This window comes from Streptacidiphilus alkalitolerans (assembly GCF_042511045.1).
GTDB lineage: Bacteria > Actinomycetota > Actinomycetes > Streptomycetales > Streptomycetaceae > Streptacidiphilus > Streptacidiphilus alkalitolerans.
The window spans coordinates 417,969-441,881 of the sequence record NZ_JBHEZX010000007.1; the positions used below are offsets into that span (position 1 = coordinate 417,969).

Below are 23,913 nucleotides of genomic sequence, written 5' to 3' on the forward strand. Positions count from 1 at the left end.
ACCGCGCAATGAGGGCGTAACGCCGCTGCTGGAGCCTTCACAGCATGGCAACTGGTCACACATCCGACACCGGGCCGCCGGGGCCCCGCGCCCCGGACGCCCCGTGCGGCGACATCCCGCTCGGCCCGCTCACCGGATTCACGGTCGGCGTGACCGCCGCGCGCCGCCGCGACGAGCTCACCGCGATGCTCAAACGGCGCGGAGCCCGCGTCGTCGAGGCACCCACGGTACGCATCCTCCCGCTGGAGGACGACAGCGCGCTGCGGCGGGCCACCGAGCGCTGCCTGGCCGGCCCGCTCGACTACGTGGTCGCCACCACCGGCGTCGGCTGGCGCGGCTGGATGAGTGCCGCCGACGGCTGGGGCCACGGCCGGCGGCTGGCCGAGGTCTGCCAGGACGCGGTGGTGATCAGCCGCGGCCCCAAGGCCACCGGTGCGGTCCGGGCCAGCGGCCTGGGCGAGAGCTTCTCGCCGGAGAGCGAGGCCAACGACGGCCTGCTCACCTGGCTGCTTGCCCGTGACCTGCGCGGACGCCGGATCGCGGTGCAGGAGCACGGCGCACCGCTGGACGCCTTCGTGGCCGCGCTGCGCGAACGCGGCGCGGACGTCACCGCCGTCCCGGTCTACCGCTGGGGACCGCCCGAGGACCCGGAAGCGGTACGGCGGCTGGTCGAGCAGACCGTCCGCCGCGAGATCCAGGCGATCGCCTTCACCAGCGCCCCCGCCATCACCGGCTTCCTCGACTCCGCCCGCAGCCAGGAACTGCACCGGGAGGTGCTGGACGCGATGCGGGTCGGCGCCGCGGGCGGGGGAGTGCTGCCGGTCTGCGTCGGCCCGGTCTGCGCCCGGCCGCTGGAGGAGCACGGGATCCACGCGGTGCAACCGGACCGGGGGCGGCTCGGCTCGATGGTCCGCACCATCGCCGAGACGCTGCCCAGCGGGAACCGCCGACTGCGGTTCGGCGAAGCCGAGTTGGTGCTGCAGGGCAGCGCCGTGCTGGTCGACGGGGAGTGCCTCTGGCTGTCCCCGATCCAGGCCGCGCTGCTGCGCGCCCTCTCCGACCGGCCGGGCCATGTGCTCAGCCGGGTCGAGCTGCTGCGCCGGGTGTGGGTCGGCAGCAGCGCCGACGAGCACGCCGTCGAGGTCGCCGTCGCCCGGCTGCGCGCGGTGCTCGGCCCGTACGCCGGGCTGGTGCACACCGTGCCCAAGCGCGGCTACCGGCTGGCGCTGACCTCCTGAGCTCCTGAGCTGCGCGCCCGCGGTGTTCACAGGCCGTTCCGGTGGCCGTGAGCCGGATGTAACCGCCGGTGGTCGGCCGGTGTGATCCAGCCGCAACGGGGTCTTCCTAGGGTGCGGACTGCATGTGGGAGCGGCCCACCTGTTCCAGAGAGGGGCCACCGGTGACCACCCAGGTGAGGACGGTCTGCTCGTACTGCGGAGTCGGCTGCGGCCTGGTCCTGGACGTCAGCACGGACGCCGCCACCGGCCGCCGCACCGTCACCGGCGCCGCCGGGGACAAGGCGCACCCGGCCAACGCCGGACGGCTCTGCACCAAGGGCGCCACCAGCGCCGACCTGCTCGCGGCGGGCGGCCGGCTGGACACCGCGCTGGTGCGGGCGGAGCGCGGCGCGGCGCCCGAGCCGACCGGCACCGACGCGGCGATCACCAGGACCGCCCGGCGGCTGCGGGAGATCCTCGACGCCCACGGGCCCGACGCGCTGTCCTTCTACGTCTCCGGCCAGATGACGCTGGAGGCCCAGTACCTGGCGAACAAACTGGCCAAGGGCTTTGTCGGGACCAACCAAATCGAGTCCAACTCCCGCCTGTGCATGGCCAGTGCGGGCAGCGGCTACAAGCTGTCGCTTGGCGCGGACGGCCCGCCCGGCTCGTACCAGGACTTCGAGCACGCGGACGTCTTCTTTGTCATCGGCGCCAATATGGCCGACTGCCACCCGATCCTCTTCCTGCGGATGATGGAGCGGGTCAGGGCGGGCGCCAAGCTGATCGTGGTCGACCCCAGGCGCACCGCCACCGCCGCCAGGGCCGACCTCTTCCTGCAGCTGAGGCCCGGCACCGACCTGGCCCTGCTGAACGGACTGCTGCACCTGCTGGTACGGGACGGCCGCACCGACCCCGGCTTCATCGCCGAGTGCACCGAGGGCTGGGAGGCCATGCCGGACTTCCTGGACGACTACCCGCCGGAGGCGGTGGCCGCGATCACCGGCATCCCCGAGGCGGACCTGCGCCGGGCCGCCGAGTGGATCGGCGCGGCGGGGGAGTGGATGAGCTGCTGGACCATGGGGCTGAACCAGAGCACCCACGGCACCTGGAACACCAACGCCCTGTGCAATCTGCACCTCGCGACCGGGGCGATCGGCCGTCCCGGCAGCGGCCCGTTCTCGCTCACCGGCCAGCCCAACGCCATGGGCGGACGGGAGATGGGCTACATGGGACCCGGCCTGCCCGGACAGCGGACCGCCCTGGTCGCCGAGGACCGCGCGTTCACCGAGCGGCTGTGGGGAGTGCCGTCCGGGACGCTGCGGGCCGAGGCCGGGCAGGGCACGGTGGAGCTGTTCGAGCGGATGGCCGGGGGCGGGATCAAGGCCTGCTGGATCATCTGCACCAACCCGGTGGCCTCGGTGGCCAACCGACGGACCGTCATCGCCGGTCTTGAGGCCGCCGAGTTCGTGGTCACCCAGGACGTCTTCGCCGAGACCGAGACCAACGCCTACGCCGATGTGGTCCTGCCCGCGACCATGTGGGCCGAGGCGGAGGGGGTGATGGTCAACTCCGAGCGCAGCCTCACCCTGCTCGAACCGGCGGCGGACCCGCCCGGCGAGGCGCTGCCGGACTGGCAGTTGATCGCCCGGGTGGCGAGCGAGATGGGCTTCGCCGAGGCGTTCGACTACAGCTGTGCCGAGGAGGTGTTCGAGGAGATCAAGCGGGCCTGGAACCCGAAGACCGGTTACGACCTGCGGGGAGTGAGCTACCAGCGGCTCCGCGGGGCGCCGGTGCAGTGGCCCAGCGCGACGGCGGAGGACAGCGGGCGCAACCCGATCCGCTACCTCAACGACGGTGTGCACCAGGCCCTGCGCGAGCACCCGGACGGGACCCGGCCGCGGCTGGCCTTCCCCACCGCGAGCGGCCGCGCGGCCTTTTTCCCCCGGCCGCACCTGGATCCGGCCGAACTGCCGGACGACGACTTCCCCTTTGTGCTGAACACCGGGCGGCTGCAGCACCAGTGGCACACCATGACCAAGACCGGGAAGGTCGCCAAGCTCAACAAGCTCAGCCCCGGCCCCTTCGTCGAGATCCATCCGGACGACGCGGCGGCGCTGGGCCTGGTGGAACGGGACGAGGTCGAGATCGCCTCCCGCCGGGGGAGAGCAGTGCTCCCGGTTGTGATCACCGATCGCGTCCGCCCCGGCAACTGCTTCGCGCCGTTCCACTGGAACGACCTCTTCGGCGAGTACCTGAGCGTCAACGCGGTCACCAGCGACGCGGTCGACCCGATCTCCTTCCAGCCGGGCTTCAAGTTCTGCGCGGTGTCGCTGACCAGGGTGGCCGCGCCGGTCCAGGCGGTGACCGCGTCGGGCCCCGCCGCCGAACTCGGCGGCCTGCTGGGCCTCGGCGAACCGGCGCCGCCGCAGTTCACCGGCGCGGAACGCCAGTACCTGTCGGGATTCCTCACCGGCCTCGGCGGCAGCCCGCCGGCCGGGACCGTCCCGGTGCTCCCGGCGCTGGCGCCGATCGCCCCGGACCGGGCGGTCTGGGTCAACGGCCTGCTGGCCGGCCTCTTCTCCCGGACCGGACCGGCCTCCGGCCCCGCAGCCGCCCCTGCGGCCGTTGCCTCCGCTGGCACCGGATCCGATGCCGGTTCCGGCCCTGCGGACGGACGGGAGGTGCTCGTCCTCTGGGCCTCGCAGACCGGCAACGCCGAGGAGGTCGCCGCAGCCGCCACCCAGCGGCTGTCCGAGGCGGGATGGCGTCCGCGCCTGGTCGACATGGCCGACTGCAGCCCGGAGTCGCTGCCGCCGGGCACCGTCGTCCTCTTCATCACCAGCACCTTCGGCGACGGCGGGGCGCCCGACAACGGCACCGCGTTCTGGGAGTCCCTCACCGCCCGCGACCACGCCGCCGTCAGCGGCCTGCGCTACTCCGTGCTCGCCCTCGGCGACTCCAGCTACGCCGACTTCTGCGGCCACGGCCGCCGGATCGACCAGCGGCTCGGCGAGCTGGGCGCCACCCGGCTGGCCCCGCGCACCGACTGCGAACCCGCCTACCAGCAGGCCGCCGAGCAGTGGCTCGACCAGGTCCTGGCCGCACTGGCCGGCCCGGCCGGGCCGGCCGGCACCACCGGGACCGCGGCGGCCCCGGTCCGCGCGAGGAGCGGGAGCGGCTACACCAAGACGTCCCCCTTCGCCACCCTGCTGGTCGGCAACCGGCTGCTCAGCCTCCCCGGGTCCGCCAAGGAGGTGCGCCAGTTCGCCTTCGACACCCGGGGCGGCGACCTCGGCGACCTCGGCTACGAGGCCGGTGACGCGCTGGGCGTGTGGCCCGCCAACTCCCGCCGCCTGGTGGAGGAGTGGCTGTCCGTCACCGGCCTCGACCCGGACCGGCCGGTCCCCGTGCCGGGCCTCGGCGACATTCCGCTGGGCGAGGCCCTGCGCACCCGCTTCGAGATCGCCAGGATCACCCCCGACCTGCTCCGCTTCGTCGCCGACCGTAGCGCGGACCGGGAGTTGCGGCAGCTGCTGCGCCCGGACAACAAGGGCGAGCTCGCCAAGTGGGCCTGGGGCCGCCAGGCCGTCGACCTGATCCGGGCCCGTCCGGTCCGGGCCTCCGCGGCGGACTGGTCCGGGGTGCTGAACGCCCTGCAGCCGCGGCTCTACTCGATCTCCTCCAGCCCGCTGGTGCACCCCGACCAGGTCCGGCTGACCGTCTCCGTGGTCCGCTACAGCGGTTACGACGGGGCGCCGCGGACGGGGGTCTGCTCCGGCTACCTGGCCGACGCGGCGGACGACGGGCCGGTCCCGGTCTTCCTCCGGCGCTCGCCCCGCTTCCGTCCGCCGGCCGACCCCAGGACGCCGATGGTGATGGTCGGCCCCGGCACCGGGGTGGCCCCCTTCATCGGCTTCCTGGAGCAGCGCCGGGCCCGTGGCGACACCGGCCGCAACTGGCTCTTCTTCGGCGAGCAGCGGCAGGCGACCGACTTCTACTACCGTGAGGAGCTCGCCGACTTCCAGCGGTCCGGCCACCTCGACCGGCTCGACCTGGCCTTCTCCCGGGACCAGCGGGCCAAGGTCTACGTCCAGGACCGGATGCGCGAGCACGGCCTCCGGCTCTGGGAGTGGCTGCAGGACGGCGCCCACTTCTACGTCTGCGGCGATGCGGCCCGGATGGCCACCGACGTGGACCGGGCCCTGCGCGACATCGCGGTCGCCCACGGCGGCCTGGACGAGGCCCGGGCCGCCGCCTACCTCAAGCAGCTGGCCGCCGACCGCCGCTACGTCCGCGACGTCTACTGATCCTCCGTCAATACGTCCCACACGTCACCGGGTCGGCGGCAGCCAGCCGTTCTGGACGGCGTGGACCCCTGCCTGGAACCGGCTGTGGGCCTCCAGGTCGTTCAGCAGCTCGGCGGCGATGCGACGGGCGGTGCGCGGGGAGACCCCGAGCCGCTTGGCGATGGCCTCGTCGGTGAGACCCTGGGCGAGCAGGCGCATGGTCTCGGCCTGCTGCGGGGGCATGCCGTGGATGTCCCGGGCAGGTGGCGCGCCCAGCGGGGTGGCGGAATCCCAGATGCTCTCGAACAGGGCGCACAGCGCGGTGACCGTGCCGACCCCCTCCAGTACCACCGCGCCGGCCCGGGCGTCCGCGGTGTCGATCGGCAGGACCGCGCGGCGCCGGTCCGAGATGATCATGCGGATCGGCAGGGTGGGCGCGGTGCGCACCTGGCCTCCGTGCCGACTCAGCCACTCGACGTGGTCCAGCGTGGTCTGGTGGTTGCGGGCGCTGTCGAGGTACACCGTGCGCATGGCCACGCCCCGCTCCAGCAGCGCCCGGTTGGGCTCGCGACTGGCGGCCAGATCGGCCTCGGTGTGGGCGCCGCCGGGGGCGAAGGTCATGATCTGCTGACAGGTCTCCGCGGCGATCCGCTCCAGCTGGGCCCGGATCTCCTCGGGCCCGTTGAGCCGCTGCGAGTCAGGGTCCGCGGCGCGCTGCGGCAGGTTGGAGCATTCGGCGATGAGCCGCGCGGCGGCGGCTCTGGAGGCCTCGACCCGCATCTGCTGGGCCGCCAGATCGACCTGCTGGCGGGTCAGCAGCACCTCCATCGCGGGCTCCGGGTCGATGGCCCGGAAGCCGATGTCCTCGTGGACCGAGGGCTGGATCAGCGCCAGCGCGTTCAGCTGGTACAGGTGCTGGTGCAGCTGGGTTTCCGGCATCTGCAGCCGCTGTCCCAGGGCTGCCACGTTCTCCTTGGGATGGGCGAGCATCGCCCGGTAGACCCGCTCGGCTTCCATGTCCAAGCCCAATACCTCAAGCACGAAGACCGCCCAATCATTCGCGTATGGCATATGTGAACGAATGGTAGGGGTGGGCGGGTTGTCCCGCTGCCGACCCTGGACGAAATATGCCATTGCATGATCCGTCCAGCAGCGTTCCCTTCCATCGGTACTGATTCGGAGTCAGGGTGGAGACGTGGAGGGGGGAATGAGACTTCTCGCTAAGGAGGAAACGCTGTGCCTGCCGTCCGAGCAGCCAGAAACCTCGCCGCCGCACTCGCCCTCAGCGCCGTACTTGTCGGCGGGGCCGCGATCCGGGCGAACTCCCCGCACTCCTCCGCACCGACCGGCGGAACCGCGGTCGCGGACGCCGGACCCGCGCCCGCCGGCTCGCCCGCACCGTCCGACTCGCCGACCCCCGGCGACGTCACCTGGGGCGGCTGACCGGACCTGAACGGCTCCCGGCCCATCGACCCCGCGAGACCCCGCGAGACCCTGAGAAGGAGGTGCTGCCGTGTTAGGACTCCACCACGTCTACGCCGGTGCTGACCCGGACTTCTACGACCATCCCGCGGGCCGTGCCGACGACCACCGCTTCGCCGCCGCGGACCGGTCGGCTCCGGCCGGCTGGAAGCTCAGCGAGAGCGGGACCTGGGTGTACCTCACCCGCCCCGGCACCCGCCTCCCGGACCAGGGCTGGAAGGTGCACGTCTCGGCGACCACCGAGGGCGCCGAGCAGACGGTCGAGCTGGTCAGCGACTACTGCCTGCGGACCGGCGTGGCCCACAAGTTCCTGCCGAACCGGCGGATCCACCTGCTCAACAACAGCAAGTACGCCCGGCGCGGCAGCAGCGGCAAGCTGCTGACCCTCTACCCGGCGGACGACCGGCAGCTGCGGCAGGTGCTCGACGAGCTGTCACCACTGCTGAAGGACCGTCAGGGGCCCTACATCCTGGGCGATCTGCGCTGGGCCGACGGACCGCTGTATCTGCGCTACGGCGGATTCGTGCAGCGCTGGTGCACGGCCGAGGACGGCAGCCGGGTGCTCGCCCTGGCCGATCCGGACGGGGTGCTGGTACCCGACCGCCGCGACCCCTGCTTCCGGGTGCCGCCGTGGCTGACCCCGCCCGACTTCGTCTCCGAGCAGATGCGCGCGGCCGACGCGACCGGCGCCGGCGTTTCGCTGCCCTACACCGTCGAACGGGCGCTGCACTTCTCCAACGGCGGCGGCATCTACCTGGCCCGCGATCCGCTCGGCGGGGAGCAGGTGGTGCTGCGCGAGGCCCGTCCGCTGGCCGGGCTCGACGGCGCGGGAGTGGACGCGGTGACCCGACTGCGCCAGGAGGCCGCCGCGCTGCGGCAGTTGGCCGGACTGGACTGCGTCCCGAAGCTGCTCCGGGAGTTCACCGTCTGGGAGCACCACTACCTGGCCGTGGAGTACATCGAGGGAGAGCCCCTCTGGCAGTTCATGGTCCGCAACAACCCGCTGACCCGGCCCGGGGCCGACCGGGCCGCGATCGACGACTACACCGCCCGGGTGCTGGACATCGTCGACTGGCTGCAGCAGGCCGTCGACGCCGTCCACGCCCGTGGGCTGGTCTTCGGCGATCTGCACCCGGCCAATGTGATGCTGCGCCCGGACGGGCGAATCTGCCTGGTGGACTTCGAGGTCGCCCACCGTCCGGAGGTCGACCGGGCGCCTAGCATGGGATGCCCCGGCTTCGTCGCCGCACACGCCGCCACCGGTACCGCCCGCGACCAGTACGCCCTGGACAGCCTGCGGCTGGCCCTGTTCCTCCCGCTGACCGTGCTGCTCGACCTCGACCCGGCGAAGTTGGACGAACTGGTGGACGCGATGGCCGGGTTGTTCCCGGTGCCGTCCTCCTACACCGAGGGCGTCCGGCGCGGACTGCGACGCCCGCAGCAGCCCCGGCCCCGGCCTTCGGAGCCGTTCACCGGCGCGGCCGGTCCGGAACTGCGGCAGGCCCTGGTCCGGGCCATCAGCTCCAGCGCCACCCCGGGCCGTTCCGACCGGCTGTTCCCCGGCGACCCGGCCGGCCTGCACGACGGCGGCTACACCCTGGCCCACGGCGCGGCCGGCGTGCTGCACACCCTTGCCGTCGCCGGCTGTCCGGTCGACGAGGAGCACCTCGAGTGGCTCTGGCAGGCCGCCCGGCGCTCCCCTGATCCGCGCCCCGGGCTCTACGGAGGACTGCACGGGGCCGCACTGACCCTGCAGGCCCTCGGCCGTCCGCAGCAGGGCCTGGAACTGTTGGACCGGGCCGCCGGTACCCGCAGCGCCTCGCTCCACGACGGCCTGGCCGGAATCGGCCTGACCCTTCGTCAACTCCTGTCCAATACAGGCGATGCCGGATTGCGCGAACCGCTCGCCGCAGTCGCCGACCGGCTCGTCCAACAGCTGGAGCGGCCGACGGAGCCCTGCGGCAGACCCGGGCTGATGCACGGAGCCGCCGGCATCGCCGCCTTCTTCCTGAACTGCTACCAGCAGGACCGTGATCCGGCCCAGTTGGACCTGGCGGCGACGGCCCTGCGGGCGGAGCTGACCCACTGCCGGACCAGCCCGCAGGGTGCGGTCAACCTCCAGGACGGCAGCAGGCTGCTGCCCTACCTCGGCGGCGGCAGCGGCGGGGTGGGCCTGGTCATCGGCCAGTACCTGCGGTACCGCCATGACGAGCAGTTCGCGCAGGCCCTGCAGGGCACCCTGCTGGCCGCCCGGGCCCCCTTCGTCATCCACAGCAACCTCTTCAACGGCCGGGCCGGCCTGATCGCCCTGCTGGCGCGGCACCGTGCGGACCCCGCCGCCGAGGCGGCGCTGCAACGGCACCTGCGCCTGCTGTCCTGGCACGCCATTCCGCACCGGGACGGACTGGCCTTCCCCGGCGAGCAGTTGCTGCGGCTCTCCATGGACGTCGCCACCGGAACCGCGGGTGTGCTGCTCGCCCTGTGCGCGGCCGACGGGCCCGACCTGGAACTGCCGGGACTGGCGGATCCACCTGAGCAGCAACGCATCGAGCAGTACCCACGGCTGAGCGCGGTCCACTGACCCCCGGCCCCACCGACTCTCCCGGGCGACCGTCCGGGAGCCGCAGAAGCACCACCGACACCAGGAGGTTTCCCATGTCCGAAATCCTGAACCTGCAGGACCTGTCCGTCACCGAGCCCGAGGGCGGCGAGATCGCCGAGTGGAGCACCCTCAGCGGCGTCTGCCACACCATCAACGCCGAGTAACAGCGCTCCCGCTGCGAACCGTGAGGCGGCCGGTACCCGACCAGAGTCCGGGTACCGGCCGCCTCGGCCGCAGGCCGCCGCCGCGCCAGGGAGGGATCCTCGTGGAAGAACGCCCGCTCGTCCCGCTGCACCGCAACCGTGACTACCAGCGCCTGTGGATCGCCCACGCGTTGTCCGGCTTCGGATCCCAGGCCTCGTACATCGCGCTCCCGCTGGTGCTGCTGGCGGCCACCCACTCGGCCACCGACTTCGGCCTGGTGACCTTCGCCGAGGTCTTCGCCTCGGTGTTCGCGGGACTGCCGGCCGGTCTGCTGGTGGACCGGCTGCCCCGCAAGGCGGTGCTGGTGTGCTGCGACCTGGCCCGCACGCTGGTCTTCGCCCTGTTCACCCTCGCGGTCGTGTCCCATCGGGTCTCTCTACCGCTCGCGCTCGCCGTCGCCGTGCTGAACAGCGTCTTCAGCGCCCCGTTCAGCCCGGCCGCCTCCGCCGCACTGCGGCACGTGGTCCCCAGGGAGCAGCTGACCGCTGCCGTCTCGCTGAGCCAGGCCAGGGCCGCCGCCGCCACCCTGGCCGGCCCGCTGCTCGGCGCCGCGCTCTACACCATCGCCCCCGCGCTGCCCTTCCTGGTCGACGCCGGCTCCTACCTGGCCTCCGCCGCCTGCCTGAGCCTGGTGCTGCTGCCGACCGGGCCACCCGCGAAAACGAAAGCAGGGACGGCGGCGGAACCGGGGCCCGGGCTGCTGCGGGATCTCACCGCCGGCCTGGCGGAGGTGCGCCGGAGTCCGTTCCTGCGCTACACGCTGGTCAACGCCGCCCTGGTCAACCTTGCCTTCGCCGGCATCGTGCTGACCCTGATGACCGAGGGGGCTTCCAGTTCCTCCGGCGGGCTGCACAACGGCCTGCTGATCGCCGTCTCCGGCGCGGGCAACCTGGTCGGCTCGCTGTTCTGCGCCCGGGCCGGGCGCGCCTTCTCTCCCCGCACCCTGGTACTGGCCGTCTGCTGGAGCACCGCGCTGCTGACCCCGCTGCTCGCCCTGGACACCGGCCTCGCCCCCGCCGCTGTAGTGATCGCGCTGTGCTGCCTGGCCACCCCCGCCGCCAACGCGGTCATCTCCGCCGCCCGGCTGCACACCGTCCCGGACCACCTCCAGGGCCGGGTGCAGGCCGCTTGCGGCTTCATCCCGCTGCTGGTGGTCCCGTTCGGACCGCTGGCCACCGGAATCCTGCTGGACCATGTGCCGGTCGGCGTGGTGCTGCTGCTGAACGCCGGCCTGCTGCTCGCCCTCGCGCTCTACAGCACTCTCAGCAGCGGCCTGCGGAACATCCCGGACCTGCGCCCGCCCCCCGCGCCCGCCGTCCCGTCGGACGGTCCTAGCGCGGCAGCCAGGCCTCGGGGGATTCGGCCAGCTTCCGCACATGGGCGGGCAGCCGACCGCTGAGGGCCTGGGCCAGCGAGGTCTCGTCCAGCACCCGGCGCAGGCTGGCCCGGGCCGCGACCCAGACGTCGGGGAGGTGCTCGGCCGCCCCCGAGTAGGCGGTCTCGTGCGGGCGCAGGCCGCGGACCTCGGCCAGCGGCCCGTCCACCGCCCGGATGATCGAGCCGAGCGAGATCTCGGTGGCCGGACGGGCCAGCGTGTAGCCGCCGTCGGCGCCGCGCTGGCTGCAGACCAGCCCGGCCCGGCGGAGGTCGACCAGGATGGTCTCCACGAACTTGCGCGGCAGCCCCTGGTGGTCGATCAGGATGGTGGCCTTGACCAGCTCGGGCCCGTGGGCAGCCAGCTCCAGCATCGCGCGTACCGCGTAGTCCGCCTTGGCTGAAATCTGCACACCTGGGATGCTACAGCCCGGGGGCCTGCGGCTGCTGCCCGTGACTACGGCTTGCGGGCGAGCGCGCAGATCTGCGGCAGCGGATCGGGGTCCTCGCCGTCCTCGGGGTCGGGGTGCCACTGGGTGCAGTAGACGATTCCGGGCTCGACCAGCTCGAATCCCTGCAGCAGCTCGGCGACCTGCTCCAGCGAGCGCAGCTTCATCGGCGCCACCGTGCGGGAGTACTGCTCGGCGGCCCGGCCGACCCGCTCGGCCGACTCCCGCTCCTGGCGGTGGCTGGCGTGGGAGAGCGCCAGATAGCTCCCGGAGGGCATCGCGTCGCGGTAGGCGGCGACCAGGGCCGCGGCCTCGGCGTCGTCGGGGACGAAGTGCAGCACGGCGCTCATCAGCACCGCCAGCGGCTCGCCCAGGCCCAGCAGCAGCAGCCGGTCGACCTCCGGGTTGCCGAGCACCGCCCCGGCGTCGCGCAGGTCGGCGGCGACGATCAGCGCCCGGTCGTTCCCGGCCAGGATCTCCTGGCTGTGCGCGACGGCGACCGGGTCGCTGTCCACGTAGACGATGCGCGCGGTGGGGTCGACGGCCTGGGCGATCTCGTGCACATTGCCGGCGGTGGGGATGCCCGACCCCAGGTCGAGGAAGTTGCCGATGCCGGAGTCGACCAGGTAGCGCACGCAGCGCCGCAGGAAGGCCCGGTTGATCCGCATGATCTCGGGGAGTTCCGGCATGGTCTCGATGACCTCGCGCGCCGCCTCCCGGTCGGCGGGCAGATTGTGGTTCCCGCCGAGGTAGAAGTCGTAGATCCGGGCGATGCTCGGTCGTTCCGGGTCGACTCCCTCGGGAATCCACTTCTGGTCGGTCATGTCGTCCTCTCCGTCGGCCTGCCGACAGGTCACTCGTCGGCGGCCGAGGGCTCGGGATCGAGCTCGAACCAGACGATCTTCCCGGTGTCGGTGCGGTTGGTGCCCCAGCGCTGCGCCAGCGTACTGATGATCGACAGCCCGCGCCCTGACTCATTGAGATGATGCGCGGTCCGCGGTACCGGGAGGGTGTGCGAGTCGTCGTGGACCTCGCAGGTCAGCGTGTCGGTGTAGAGCAGGCGCACACCGATCGGACGGGAGGCGAACCGCACGCTGTTGCTGATCAGCTCACTGACCAGCAGTTCGGCGGTGTCGGCGAGGTGCCCGAGGCCCCAGCCGCCCAGGGTGCGCCGCAGCAGCCGCCGGGCCTGGCCGGCCGCCCGCGGCACCGGCTCCAGCGCCCAGGAGGCCACATGGCGGGCCGGGATCCCGTGGAACCTGGCCATGAGCAGCGCGGCGTCGTCCTCGCGCGGGGTGCTGCCCAGCGCGTCGACCACGGCGCTGCAGGCCAGGTCGAGCGGCACCGGGTGGTTCGGCACGGCGGCGCGGAGGATCTCCAGGCCCTCGTCGATGTCCCGTCCCGGGGTCTCGACCAGGCCGTCGGTGTAGAGCGCCATGGTCTCGCCGTCGGCGATCTGGAAGTCCACGGAGTCGAAGGCATGGCCGCCGACGCCGATCGGCACGCCGGTGGGGATCTTCAGCAGCCGTCCCGGTTCGCCGGGACGGGCCAGCACCGGCGGCAGATGGCCGGCGTTGGCGAGGGTGCAGCGCCCGGTCACCGGGTCGTAGACCGCGTACAGGCAGGTCGCCAGGTGGGTGTCGGAGAGCCGCCGGGCGGTCTCGTCCAGGTGCCGCAGCAGTTCGTGCGGGGGCAGGCCGAGCATGGCGAGGGTCTGCACGGCGGTGCGGAGCTGGCCCATCATGACCGCCGACGCGACGCCGTGGCCCATCACATCGCCGACGACGAGGCCTATCCGCTTGCCGGGCAGCACCATCGCGTCGAACCAGTCCCCGCCGACCTGGATCACGTCATTGCTGGGCAGGTAGCGGTAGGCGATGTCGACGCCGGGGAGTCGCGGGGCGAGCCGGGGGAGCAGGCTGCGCTGCAGTTCCACCGCGAGTTCGAGCACCGACTCGCCGGTCCGGTCCGGGCCGTTCTCGTCGGGCCGCGCGTGCTGCAGTTCGTCCGCGGCGGGCTCCGCGGGCTGCGGGAACAGTTCGAGCATCGCCGGAACTCCTCCCGATCGCGTTCTGGCTGCGCCCTGTAAGTAGCACCTTACGTTCCACTCAGGCCGAACGGGGAGCCAGTTCTGATCAGATCACATCAGATTTTAGCAAATATGACGACGCGCCCCGGCCGCCGATGGCGGCCGGGGCGCGGTCCCCGGATGGGGGTCGGGTCAGGCCGCGTAGGCCTGCAGTTCGGACAGCTGACCGGCCGGCCAGCCGCTGTTGGCGGTGAAGGTTACCCGCAGGTAGCGGTTGCTGCTCGCCGGGAAGGTGATGGTGACGGTGTTCCCGGTGGCGGGGTCGAAGGTGTACGCGGCGGATGCCTTGAGTGTGGTCCAGGACGAACCGTCGGTCGAGCCCTGGACGGTGAGGGTCTGGCTGCGGGCTGCCCAGGCGGTGGCCGGGGGCAGCTTCAGTACCACCCGGCCGATGCTGGTGGAGCAGCCGAGGTCGGTCTGGATCCACTGCGGGAAGGCGTTGTTGTTGCTCTCCCAGTAGCTGTTGGCGTCACCGTCGACGGCGTTGCCGGGACCGTAGTTCTGGGTGTTGCTGGAGGCCGTGGCCGTCTTGCCCTGGGCGACGTTGCCGCTGCCCGCGGAGCAGGTCGGGGTGGGCGTCGGTGTGGGGGTCGGCGTCGGTGTGGGCGTGGGGGTCGGTGTGGGCGTCGGGGTCGGGGTCGGGGTGCTGGTCGCGCCGTTGCCGAAGATCTGGAAGTCGGACAGCTGCGCGGCCGGCCACGCCGTGTTGCCGGTGAAGGTGAGCCGCAGGAAGCGGACGGTGCTGGCCGGGAGGGTGATGGTGGCGGTGTTCCCGCTGGCCGGGTCGAAGGCGTAGTCGGCCGGCGCGCTGATCGCGCTGAAGTTGCTTCCGTCGGTGGAGCCCTGGACCGAGACGGTCTCGGTACGGGCGTTCCACGCGGTGGCCGGGGGCAGCTTCAGGACGACCTTGTTGACGCTGGTGGAGCAGCCGAGATCGGCCTGGATCCACTGCGGGAAGGCGTTGTTGGCGCTCTCCCAGTAGCTGCTGGCGTCAGCGTCGACGGCGTTGCCCGCACCGTAGTTCTGGGTGCTGCTCGACGCGATGGCGGTCTTGCCCGAGGCCAGGTTGCCGCTGCCGGTGGGGCAGGTGGGCGTGGTCGTCGGGGTCGGCGTCGGGGTCGGCGTGCTGGTCGGGGTCGGGGTGGGAGTCGGCGTCGGGGTGGGCGTGGGGGTCGGGGTGGGCGTCGGGGTGCCGTTGCCGCCACCGCCGGTGGGCACGCCGCCGTAGGTCCAGACCGGGGCGGGCCAGTTGCCGGAGCAGGTGGTCCCGGTGTTCCAGCCGGAGTTGCCGCCGCCGTCGGTGATCACAAAGCTGGAGCCGACGCAGTTCTGGATCGGGGTGGCGGCCTGGGCGATGTTCTTGGCCTTCACATTGGTGAAGGTCATGTTCGCCGCGACCTGGGCCTGGACGGCGTAGGTGCCGGCCCCGTCGATGTTCACATTGGTGAGGTTGATGCCGCTGACCGGGCCCTCGATGGTCTGGATCGCCTCGTAGGAACTGTCCAGGATGTCGGTGTCGGTGACATTGATGGTGGCCCCGGAGATGGGCCCGTTCAAGCCGTCGAACCAGATCGCGCCGACTCCGAACTGCCAGTTGAAGTCGCTGTTGCCGGTGCGTATCAGGGTATTTCGAGCAGCGGTGATGGTTCCGGCGACGGCTGTGCCGTTGCCTGCCGTGACCCCCGGGTAGCGGTTGGCGATGTGCAGGCCGCCGCCGTTGGTGATGGTGTCCGCCATCACGTTGTCGGAGATGGTGAAGTTCTTCCCGCCGTAGGTGACGATGTTGTTCGCCAGGATCGGCAGCACCATGGTGTTGTGGGTGAAGCTGTCGCCCACGTTGGGCACCCGCTCCGGCCAGGACGCCAGGCCGTCGTCACCGGTGTTGCGCAGGAAGGTGTTGGTGACAGTCGAGTTGGTGACGCCGGTGTGGAAGTTCACGCCGTCGGCGGTCTGGTCCAGGATCCGGCTGTTCTCGATCTTGAAATTGTCCATCGGGCCGTCCATCCAGGCGCCGACCTTGGTGTGCTGGATCCACAGGTCGTCGATCACCGAGTTGGACATGGCCCCGCCGATGGCGTTGACTTGGTCGTCGTCCACCCGCTCCTGGATGTCGCCGATGATGGCGAAGTCCTTGAGCACCACGTTCTTGCTGGGGCCGCCGGCCTCCTGCGGCCGGATCGCGCCGCCGTAGCCGCCGCCGGCCACGTACTTGCCGTAGATGCCGGCCGCGCGGTTGCGGTTCACCGGGTCACGGCCGCCGAGCACGGTGTACCAGGGACCGGCGCCGGCCAGCGTCACCCCGTCCACGATCACATGGTCGTAGAGGGTGTAGTTGCCCTGCGGCAGGTACACCGTACGGCCCTGCGCCTGACCGGCGTTGACGGCGGCCTGGATGTCGGCGGTGGAGTCGGTGGCCCCGGTCGGGTCCGCGCCGAAGTCCGCCACCGCGTCAATGGCCCCCGCGGGCTTGGCGATCGCGGGCGCGACGTTCTCGAAGTCGGCCAGGTCGATGGTGAAGGTGGGGGACTGGGCGGTCGAGGACACCTGCAGCCGGATCTTGGTCCCGATCGGCAGGGTCGAGCCGAACATGGTCCGGGTCTCGTCGAAGAAGTGGTGCGGGTTGGTGTCGCCCGGGTTGTTGTTGAACGGGTAACCCCCGTAGTACCAGCTGTACTTGGAGGTGACCGGAACGCTCTTGAGCAGGTTGCCGTTGGCCAGCAGGTCGATCGAGGCATTGCGCCCCTTGCCGTCCGCCGAGTCCGGCAGGCTGTACCGGAAGTCGATCGAGTTGGCCGGTGCGGTCAGGGTGAACTCGACGTACTGCCCGGTCGCGCTGAGGGTGACCGCCTGCCGGCCCGAAGCCTCGGAGGCGAGGTGCCCGTACAGCCGGTCGGGACCGATCACGGTCCCATTGGTGGCGGCGTACTCGGCCTCCTGTTCGATGAACGGCACTGTCGCACCACGGCCGCTGACGGCCAGTGGGGAGAGGGTAGGAACACCTGCGGCGTGAGCGGGGGCGGCGGTGGCGATCACTCCGGTCACCAGGCCCGCGCAGGCGAGCGCGGCCGTGGTGAGCAGCGCGATGCCGCGCGAGAGGTGCGGACGTCTCAGGGGCGTCTGCATGGCTGATCCACATCCTTATGGGCAGCGGGGTGGGGGTGGGGCTGCCGGTACGGAGGCTTCCGTCGCGTGACAGTAAGGTTTCCGCCGGGTGAAGTGAGAGTAGGGGCTACGTTTCATTAAGTCCATGGTGCAGTGCAAAAACGAGACGTAACGTCAGTAAGTTTGCGACTTGTGCAAGTTGCTTGCAGTGTGCAGTCCCTGGTGAGGGTGGGGTCGACCCCTCTGCGGCCTGCTTCCTCGCCGTTTGGGCCCGGCCAAAAGTCGTCCCCGACGCCACCTCTTGCACAGGCCTCCCGCGCATCAAATGTGAGCCTGCTCTGTGCGATCCATTGACGCAACCAGGTCAGCTCTGTAACTTCCTGATCGCCGGATGCAAAATACTCGCAGTCATACGCTAACCACCAAGCCGCCACCTGCAATTAGCGATGCGTAGCGCAAGTCCCCGGACTCCGCGCCCTGCCTTCTCCGCCCCACCCGGAGAGCCATGTGATGCCGACCCCGCCTGCGCACGGTCGCTCGCCACCCCCGTGCGTGCGCCTGCGTCCGTACTACCCACCCGTCGAACAAGCAGCTGAAGTCACGCAAATGCAGAGGATGAGCATGCGAAGTAGTGGAAGGTCCTCAAGAGCCAGGACCGTGGTCCTGGCCCTGATCGGGCTGCTGGTCGCCATGGTGCCGGTGCTGAACATGGCATCGGCCTCGGCAGCGGGCACCAACCTGGCGTCCGGCAAGACCATGAGTTCCAGCAGCAGCACCCAGTCGTATGGCGCAGGCAATGCCAATGACGGAGACCAGTCGAGCTACTGGGAGAGCGCCAACAACGCGTTCCCGCAGTGGCTGCAGGTCGACCTCGGCGCATCGGTCAGCGTCAACCAGCTGGTGCTGAAGCTCCCGCCGGCCACGGCCTGGAGCACCCGGTCGGAGACCCTGACGGTCCAGGGCAGCTCGGACAACAGCAACTTCTCCACCCTGGTCGCCTCGGCGGCCTACACCTTCAACCCGTCCACGGCGAACACCGTGACCGTCACCGTTCCGACGGTGACGACACGCTACGTACGGCTGCTGATCACCGCCAACACGGGCTGGCCGGCCGGCCAGATCTCCGAGTTCGAGGTCTACGGTCCCGCCGCCGGCGACACGACTCCGCCGTCCGCGCCGACCGGTCTTGCGTACACCTCGCCCGCCTCGGGTCAGATCAAGCTGACCTGGAACGCGTCCACCGACAATGTCGGGGTGACCGGGTACGACCTGTACCGCAACGGCGTGCTGGCCACCACGGTGACCGGGCTGACCTACACCGACTCGCAGCCGGACACGGCGACGGTCTCGTACTACGTGCGGGCCCATGACGCGGCGGGCAACCAGTCGGGCAACAGCAACACGGTCACCCGTACCGGCAGCGCCCCGGTGGACACCACTCCGCCGACCGCCCCCGGCAACCTGGCCTACACCTCCCCGGCCTCCGGCCAGATCAAGCTGACCTGGACCGCGTCCACCGACGACACCGGGGTGACCGGGTACGACGTGTACCGCAACGGCGCCCTGGCGACCACGGTGACCGGGCTGACCTACACCGACTCGCAGCCGGACACCGCCACGGTCTCGTACTACGTGCGGGCCCATGACGCGGCGGGCAACCAGTCGGCCAACAGCAACACCGTCACCCGCACCGGCTCCGGCGGCGGCACGGGCACCAACCTGGCGGTCGGCAAGCCGATCACCGGCACCCCGGCCACCTTCACCTTCGTGGCCACCAACGCCAACGACGACAACACCGCGACCTACTTCGAGGGCGCGTCCTACCCCAGCCAGCTCACCGTGCAGCTCGGCTCCAACGCCGATGTCAGCTCCGTGGTGGTCAAGCTGAACCCGGACTCCTCGTGGGGCACCCGGACCCAGACCATCCAGGTGCTGGGCCGTGAGCAGAGCGCGACCGGCTTCACCACCATCGCCGCCGCGCAGAGCTACACCTTCAACCCGGCCACCGGCAACACCGTCACCATCCCGGTGACCGCGCGGGTGGCGGACGTCGAGCTGTCGATCACCAGCAACAGCGGAGCCCCCGGCGGCCAGGCCGCCGAGTTCCAGGTGATCGGCGTGCCCGCGCCCAACCCCGACCTGACCGTCACCAGCTCCACCTGGAGCCCCACCGCACCGGTCGAGACCGACCCGGTGACCGTGTCGGCGACGGTCAAGAACAGCGGCACCGCGGCTGCGGGCGCCACCAACGTCAACTTCTACCTGGGCACCACCAAGGTGGGCACCGCGGCGGTCGCGGGCCTCGCTGCGGGTGCGTCCAGCACCGTCAGCGCCAACATCGGCACCCAGACGGCCGGCAGCTACGCGCTGACGGCGAAGGTCGACGAGGCGAACGCGGTCATCGAGACCAATGACGCCAACAACTCCTACACCAACCCGACCAACCTGGTCGTGGCCCCGGTGCAGAGCTCGGACCTGGTGTCCGGTGCCGTCACCTCCAGCCCGAGCACTCCCTCGGCCGGAAACGCCGTCAACTTCGCGGTCACGCTGAAGAACCAGGGCACGGTCGCCACCGCCTCCGGGGCGCACGCGATCACACTCACCCTGCTCGACAGCAACAACAGCGTGGTCAAGACCCTGACCGGCAGCTACTCCGGCAGCCTGGCTCCGGGTGCCTCCAGCACCCCGGTCGCCATGGGCTCCTGGACCGCCGTCAACGGCAAGTACACCCTGCACACGCAGATCGCCGTGGACGCCAACGAACTGCCGATCAAGCAGGGCAACAACACCTCCGACACCTCGTTCTTCGTCGGTCGTGGCGCCAACATGCCCTACGACTCCTACGAGGCCGAGGACGGCATGATCGGCGGCGGGGCGGCCGTGGTCGGTCCCAACCGCACCATCGGCGACCTGGCCGGCGAGGCCTCCGGCCGCAAGGCCGTCACCCTCAACTCCACCGGCTCCTACGTCCAGTGGAACACCACCGACCCGACCAACACCCTGGTCACCCGCTTCTCCATCCCCGACGCGGCGGGCGGCGGCGGCACCACCGCCACCCTGGACGTCTACGTCAACGGCACCTTCGCCCAGACCATCACCCTCAACTCCAAGTACGCCTGGCTCTACGGGGCCGAGACCGGGCCCGGCAACGACCCGTCGGCCGCCGGACCGCGCCACATCTACGACGAGGCCCATGTCATCCTGAACACCCCGGTTCCCGCCAACAGCGTGATCCGGCTGCAGAAGGACGCCGCCAACACCTCGCAGTACGCGATCGACTACATCAACACCGAGCAGGTCGCCCCGGTCGCCAACCCGGACCCGACCAAGTACCTGGTGCCGGCCGGCTTCGGCCAGCAGGACGTGCAGAACGCCCTGACCACCGTCGCCAACTCCAGCACCTACACCGGCGTCTACCTGCCCGCCGGGCAGTACCAGACCACCGGCAAGTTCCAGATCGGCCAGAAGGCCATCAAGGTCGTCGGCGCCGGACCCTGGTACACCCAGTTCAGCACCGACCAGACCCAGGCCAACACCGACGCCGGATTCTCGGTCCAGACCACCGCGAGCGGATCCACGCTCTCCGGGTTCGCCTTCTTCGGGAACTACACCTCCCGCATCGACGGCCCGGGCAAGGTCTTCGACCTGACCGACGTCACCAACCTGACGGTCGACAACGTGTGGATCGAGCACACGGTGGTCGGGATCTGGGGCACCCACGTCAGTGGCCTGACCGCCACCAACATGCGCATCCGCGACACCTTCGCGGACGGCATCAACCTCACCAACGGCAGCCAGAACAACCTGGTCAGCAATGACGAGGCGCGGTCCACCGGTGACGACAGCTTCGCGCTGTTCGCCGCCACCGACCACAACAGCTCGGACCTGTCCGGGAACACCTTCCAGAACCTGACCGCGGTCACCCCGTGGCGGGCGGCAGGCATCGCCGTCTACGGCGGCGAGAACAACACCCTGCAGAACCTGTACGTGGCGGACACGCTGACCTACGCGGGCATCACCATCAGCTCGCTGAACTTCGGCTACCCCTTCCAGGGCTTCGGCACCCAGCCCACCACCATCCAGAACGCCTCGCTGGTACGTGACGGCGGGCACTTCTGGGGCGGGCAGGTCTTCCCGGCGATCTGGGTCTTCTCCGCGACCCAGCCGTTCCAGGGGATCAGGGTCAACAACGTGGACATCACCGACCCGACGTACTCCGGCATCATGTTCCAGACGGACTACTCGGGCAGCACTCCGCTCAACCCGGTGACCGACACCATCTTCACCAATGTGTCCATCACCGGCGCCCAGCAGAGCGGTGACGCCTACAACGCCAAGTCCGGCTACGGCATCTGGGCCAACCAGCAGCCCGAGTCGGGCCAGGGACCTGCGGTCGGCACGGCGGTGTTCAACCACCTGACGGAGAGCAACAACTTCGTCAACATCCAGAACACCACCTCCACGTTCACGATCACTGTGAACCCGTAGGTATCCAGCAGTAGCAGAACGCAGCAGTAGCAGAACACAGTGGTGCCCCGGAGGCCGTCGGCTTCCGGGGCACCACCGCGTTGCGGTGTCAGGCGGGCAGCGCGACGGTGAGCGCCGCGACCGTGGCCGTGACCAGCGCCAGGGTGTCGGTGACCAGAGAGGTCAGGGCGGCGGTGACCCCGGCGACGTTGGCCGCCGTTACGGCGGCGACCAGCGCGGCGGCGTCCTTCTGGACCGTCGCCAGCGCGTCCGGCACGCTCACCGGCACCGGAACCGGCACGGGCAGCGGCGGAACCGGAGCGGGCACCGGCGGCACCGGTACCGGCAGCGGCGGCGCGGGGACCGGCAGGAGGTCGGACGGACCGGCCTTGGGCGGGGTCTTCGTCGGAGTCTTCACCGGGGGCTTCACCGGCGCGGCGGGCAGTGCGGCGGTGAGCGCCTTTCCGGCGTCGGTCAGTGCGGTGATCTTGGCCTGCAGATCAGCCGGGGACGGAGCCGGCGAGGTCGCGGTGGCACTCGACACGAGGCTCGACACCGCCTGGGTCACGCCGCCCAGCGCACCCAGTGCGCCCAGGGCCGCGGCCGGATCGGGGGCCGCGGGCAGGGCAGCGTGGTGATGAGCGGAGTTACCGGGAGTGACTACGGTCGCGGACGCGCTGGGGACGGAAGCCCCCGCGACCACCGCCGAGGCGAGAACGGCGCAGGCGAGCGTAGTGCGAATGCGAACGGTACGCATGGAAAAACCCTCACTTCGAAACAGAGACGGACAGTCACCACCGTCACCCCGCTCGCTACGGACGGCAACCGGATGCACCCAGACGGTGGTCGCGGCGGCTTGCGGGCGGGGGCGGAGGCCGCGGTGCGGCCCACGTCACATCGGCGCGCTGCGATTGCGCCGGATCAAAGATCATCAGTGACCGGCGGGTGATTGACGTTGACTGTGTGTCGACTGTGTGGGGCAGCTCACTCGGCGGATATGTGGTCTAGACCACAGGGTGGGGTCCTGGGGTGCCCGATTCCGCCCTGTTGGGGTCGGAATGGGGTCTGGATACCGGCGGTAACGGGGTTCTGAGCTGGGTCTTTGTCGGGTTCGTTGATCTGGTGGGGTTTGTTGCCTACGGTCGGAGACGTGCACTGAGCACCCCCCGGGTTTGCCCGTTCCGGCTGTTGTTGCGCGCCTCTACCTGTCCGGTAGGCGCCCCGGCCGGCGGGCCCCCTGTCCGAACCGCTGCTGGCCGCTGTTGGCCGCGTGGTGCCCGGGGCCTGTCGAGAGGATCTGTATGAACCTGCGCCACGCCACCTCCACCCTGACCGCTGCTGCTGTGTCTTCGCGTCGTAACCGGCTGCGGGCCGTGCTGGCGGTGGGTGCGGTCGCCGCGGTGCCGGTGGTCGGCCTGGTCACGGCGACCGGGGCGTCGGCCGCGGACAGTTCCACCTGGAACGCGGTCGCGTCCTGTGAGAGCACCAACGACTGGTCGGCGAACACCGGCAACGGTTTCTACGGCGGTCTGCAGTTCACCCCGTCCACCTGGGCCGCCTACGGCGGGACGGCGTACGCGTCCTCGGCCGACCAGGCCACCCAGGGGCAGCAGATCGCGGTGGCCGAGAACGTCCTGGCCTCCCAGGGCCCCGGCGCCTGGCCCGTGTGCGGCCCCCAGGCCGGCCTGACCGCAGGCGGCACCCCCGCCAGCACCGACACCACCAGCAACAGTGCCAGCACCGCCACCCAGGACAGCAGCAGCCAGGACACCACCACGTCCACCGACACCGCTGCCCCTGCCGCCACCACCCCGGTCGCCACCGGCGGCGGTAGCTACACCGTGCAGGCCGGCGACACCCTTGGTGCCATCGCCGCCGCCCACGGCACCACCTGGCAGGACCTGTACGCCGCCAACCAGACCACCATCGGCGCCGACGCCGACACCATCTACCCCGGCCAGACCCTCACCATCGGCTGACCCAAGCCACCCCCTGCCCGCGCCCGCGCAGGTATCGACCGTGCAGGACCTAGGTCCGCGGCCCGATGCCTGCGCGGGCGCAGTCGTGTGAGGGTGGGCAGATGACCACACCCTCACTGAGTGACAGCGAACTGGCCTATCTGCGGAGCCAGCGGCTCGGTCGCCTCGCGACCGTGGACGCCCAGGGCCGACCGCAGGCCAACCCGGTCGGTTTCTTCCTGCGGGAGGACGGGACGATCGACATCGGCGGTTATGCGATGGCCACGACGAAAAAATGGCGCAACGTCGCCGGCAACCGCTATGTCTCCCTGGTGGTCGACGACATTGCGAGCCTGAACCCGTGGACTGTGCGCGGGGTTGAGATCCGTGGGGAAGCGGTGCAGGTCGTCGGTCCACATGACCATGGCCGCCATATGAGCGAGGAACTCATCAGGATCCAGCCCTACAAAGTGATCAGTTGGGGGCTGGAAACCCCGGTGGGCTGACACAGCTGGGACATAGTAAGGCACGTTCAAACGTGACGCATGTCATGGTGAGTTGTGGTTTGTGGTGTGGTGTGCGTATGTTTCTGGCGCCGCGCTTATGCGGAACAGATGCCTCCGGAACGCCGAGTCCTGCCGCCGGAGGCCTCGAAGACCCACACACCGCACCACGGCAGG

General features: G+C 70.9%; 14 protein-coding genes. 8 read left to right on the top strand and 6 right to left on the bottom strand.

The genetic code is table 11. From position 1 onward, the window contains the following. Nucleotides 1-44 precede the first annotated feature (44 nt). Together ACEZDG_RS19215 and ACEZDG_RS19220 are read left to right on the top strand one after the other, a co-directional pair. The gene (locus tag ACEZDG_RS19215) at nt 45-1,238 is read left to right on the top strand and encodes a uroporphyrinogen-III synthase (RefSeq protein ID WP_380510916.1); all 1,194 of its coding nucleotides are present in this window, start codon (nt 45-47) and stop codon (nt 1,236-1,238) included. Between the two features lie 122 nt (nt 1,239-1,360). Continuing rightward, nucleotides 1,361-5,527, top strand: coding sequence for a molybdopterin-dependent oxidoreductase (locus ACEZDG_RS19220; RefSeq protein ID WP_380510919.1), 4,167 nt, complete (start codon nt 1,361-1,363; stop codon nt 5,525-5,527). Nucleotides 5,528-5,551: 24 nt separating this feature from the next. Here ACEZDG_RS19220 and ACEZDG_RS19225 read toward each other — a convergent pair whose 3' ends face one another. Beyond that, on the bottom strand, nt 5,552-6,523 hold the full coding sequence (locus ACEZDG_RS19225) for a helix-turn-helix transcriptional regulator (protein ID WP_380511000.1): 972 nt from the start codon (nt 6,521-6,523) through the stop codon (nt 5,552-5,554). A gap of 219 nt (nt 6,524-6,742) precedes the next feature. Between ACEZDG_RS19225 and ACEZDG_RS19230 the strand changes: the two genes are divergently transcribed. The 3 genes from ACEZDG_RS19230 (at nt 6,743) to ACEZDG_RS19240 (ending at nt 11,193) form a co-directional block, all read left to right on the top strand. Beyond that, nucleotides 6,743-6,949 carry a hypothetical protein gene (locus ACEZDG_RS19230; RefSeq protein WP_380510922.1) on the top strand — a complete coding sequence of 69 codons (207 nt, stop codon included), beginning with the start codon at nt 6,743-6,745 and terminating at the stop codon, nt 6,947-6,949. A gap of 70 nt (nt 6,950-7,019) precedes the next feature. Continuing rightward, on the top strand, nt 7,020-9,569 hold the full coding sequence (lanKC, locus tag ACEZDG_RS19235) for a class III lanthionine synthetase LanKC (RefSeq protein WP_380510925.1): 2,550 nt from the start codon (nt 7,020-7,022) through the stop codon (nt 9,567-9,569). A 286-nt stretch (nt 9,570-9,855) separates the two neighbouring features. Beyond that, nucleotides 9,856-11,193, top strand: a complete 1,338-nt coding sequence (locus ACEZDG_RS19240) for an MFS transporter (protein ID WP_380510928.1) — start codon at nt 9,856-9,858, stop codon at nt 11,191-11,193. Here the strand turns inward: ACEZDG_RS19240 and ACEZDG_RS19245 are convergent. The 4 genes from ACEZDG_RS19245 to ACEZDG_RS19265 all read right to left on the bottom strand — a co-directional run bounded on the left by ACEZDG_RS19245 (nt 11,126) and on the right by ACEZDG_RS19265 (nt 16,829). Then, nucleotides 11,126-11,581 carry an RrF2 family transcriptional regulator gene (locus tag ACEZDG_RS19245; protein WP_380510931.1) on the bottom strand — a complete coding sequence of 152 codons (456 nt, stop codon included), beginning with the start codon at nt 11,579-11,581 and terminating at the stop codon, nt 11,126-11,128. The two genes, ACEZDG_RS19240 and ACEZDG_RS19245, sit on opposite strands and share 68 nt — an antisense overlap. 44 nt (nt 11,582-11,625) lie before the next feature. Next, a complete protein-coding gene (locus tag ACEZDG_RS19250) occupies nt 11,626-12,441 on the bottom strand; it encodes an SAM-dependent methyltransferase (protein WP_380510934.1) in 816 nt (271 codons plus the stop codon). Nucleotides 12,442-12,470: 29 nt separating this feature from the next. Further along, entirely contained in the window at nt 12,471-13,664 is a 1,194-nt protein-coding gene (locus ACEZDG_RS19255; protein ID WP_380510936.1) for an ATP-binding SpoIIE family protein phosphatase, read from the bottom strand. 174 nt (nt 13,665-13,838) lie between these two features. Further along, a complete protein-coding gene (locus ACEZDG_RS19265; protein WP_415860278.1) occupies nt 13,839-16,829 on the bottom strand; it encodes a discoidin domain-containing protein in 2,991 nt (996 codons plus the stop codon). Between the two features lie 600 nt (nt 16,830-17,429). Here ACEZDG_RS19265 and ACEZDG_RS19270 point away from each other — a divergent pair. Further along, complete coding sequence (locus ACEZDG_RS19270; RefSeq protein ID WP_380510939.1) at nt 17,430-21,296, top strand: discoidin domain-containing protein; 3,867 nt, start codon at nt 17,430-17,432, stop codon at nt 21,294-21,296. Nucleotides 21,297-21,384: 88 nt separating this feature from the next. Here the strand turns inward: ACEZDG_RS19270 and ACEZDG_RS19275 are convergent, their stop codons facing one another. After that, the gene (locus tag ACEZDG_RS19275) at nt 21,385-22,032 is read right to left on the bottom strand and encodes a hypothetical protein (RefSeq protein ID WP_380510942.1); all 648 of its coding nucleotides are present in this window, start codon (nt 22,030-22,032) and stop codon (nt 21,385-21,387) included. A 544-nt stretch (nt 22,033-22,576) separates the two neighbouring features. Here ACEZDG_RS19275 and ACEZDG_RS19280 point away from each other — a divergent pair. Next, a complete protein-coding gene (locus ACEZDG_RS19280) occupies nt 22,577-23,254 on the top strand; it encodes a transglycosylase family protein (RefSeq protein ID WP_380510945.1) in 678 nt (225 codons plus the stop codon). Between the two features lie 101 nt (nt 23,255-23,355). Then, nucleotides 23,356-23,739, top strand: a complete 384-nt coding sequence (locus ACEZDG_RS19285; RefSeq protein ID WP_380510948.1) for a PPOX class F420-dependent oxidoreductase — start codon at nt 23,356-23,358, stop codon at nt 23,737-23,739. The last annotated feature ends 174 nt before the right edge of the window (nt 23,740-23,913 follow it).

Bases quoted from the DNA above. Each gene is read 5' to 3' on its own strand.
- ACEZDG_RS19215 (WP_380510916.1), top strand. From the start codon at position 45: ATGGCAACTGGTCACACATCCGACACCGGGCCGCCGGGGCCCCGCGCC.
- ACEZDG_RS19220 (WP_380510919.1), top strand. From the start codon at position 1,361: ATGTGGGAGCGGCCCACCTGTTCCAGAGAGGGGCCACCGGTGACCACC.
- ACEZDG_RS19225 (WP_380511000.1), bottom strand. From the start codon at position 6,523: ATGGAAGCCGAGCGGGTCTACCGGGCGATGCTCGCCCATCCCAAGGAG.
- ACEZDG_RS19250 (WP_380510934.1), bottom strand. From the start codon at position 12,441: ATGACCGACCAGAAGTGGATTCCCGAGGGAGTCGACCCGGAACGACCG.
- ACEZDG_RS19255 (WP_380510936.1), bottom strand. From the start codon at position 13,664: ATGCTCGAACTGTTCCCGCAGCCCGCGGAGCCCGCCGCGGACGAACTG.
- ACEZDG_RS19265 (WP_415860278.1), bottom strand. From the start codon at position 16,829: ATGCAGACGCCCCTGAGACGTCCGCACCTCTCGCGCGGCATCGCGCTG.
- ACEZDG_RS19270 (WP_380510939.1), top strand. From the start codon at position 17,430: ATGCGAAGTAGTGGAAGGTCCTCAAGAGCCAGGACCGTGGTCCTGGCC.
- ACEZDG_RS19275 (WP_380510942.1), bottom strand. From the start codon at position 22,032: ATGCGTACCGTTCGCATTCGCACTACGCTCGCCTGCGCCGTTCTCGCC.
- ACEZDG_RS19280 (WP_380510945.1), top strand. From the start codon at position 22,577: ATGAACCTGCGCCACGCCACCTCCACCCTGACCGCTGCTGCTGTGTCT.
- ACEZDG_RS19285 (WP_380510948.1), top strand. From the start codon at position 23,356: ATGACCACACCCTCACTGAGTGACAGCGAACTGGCCTATCTGCGGAGC.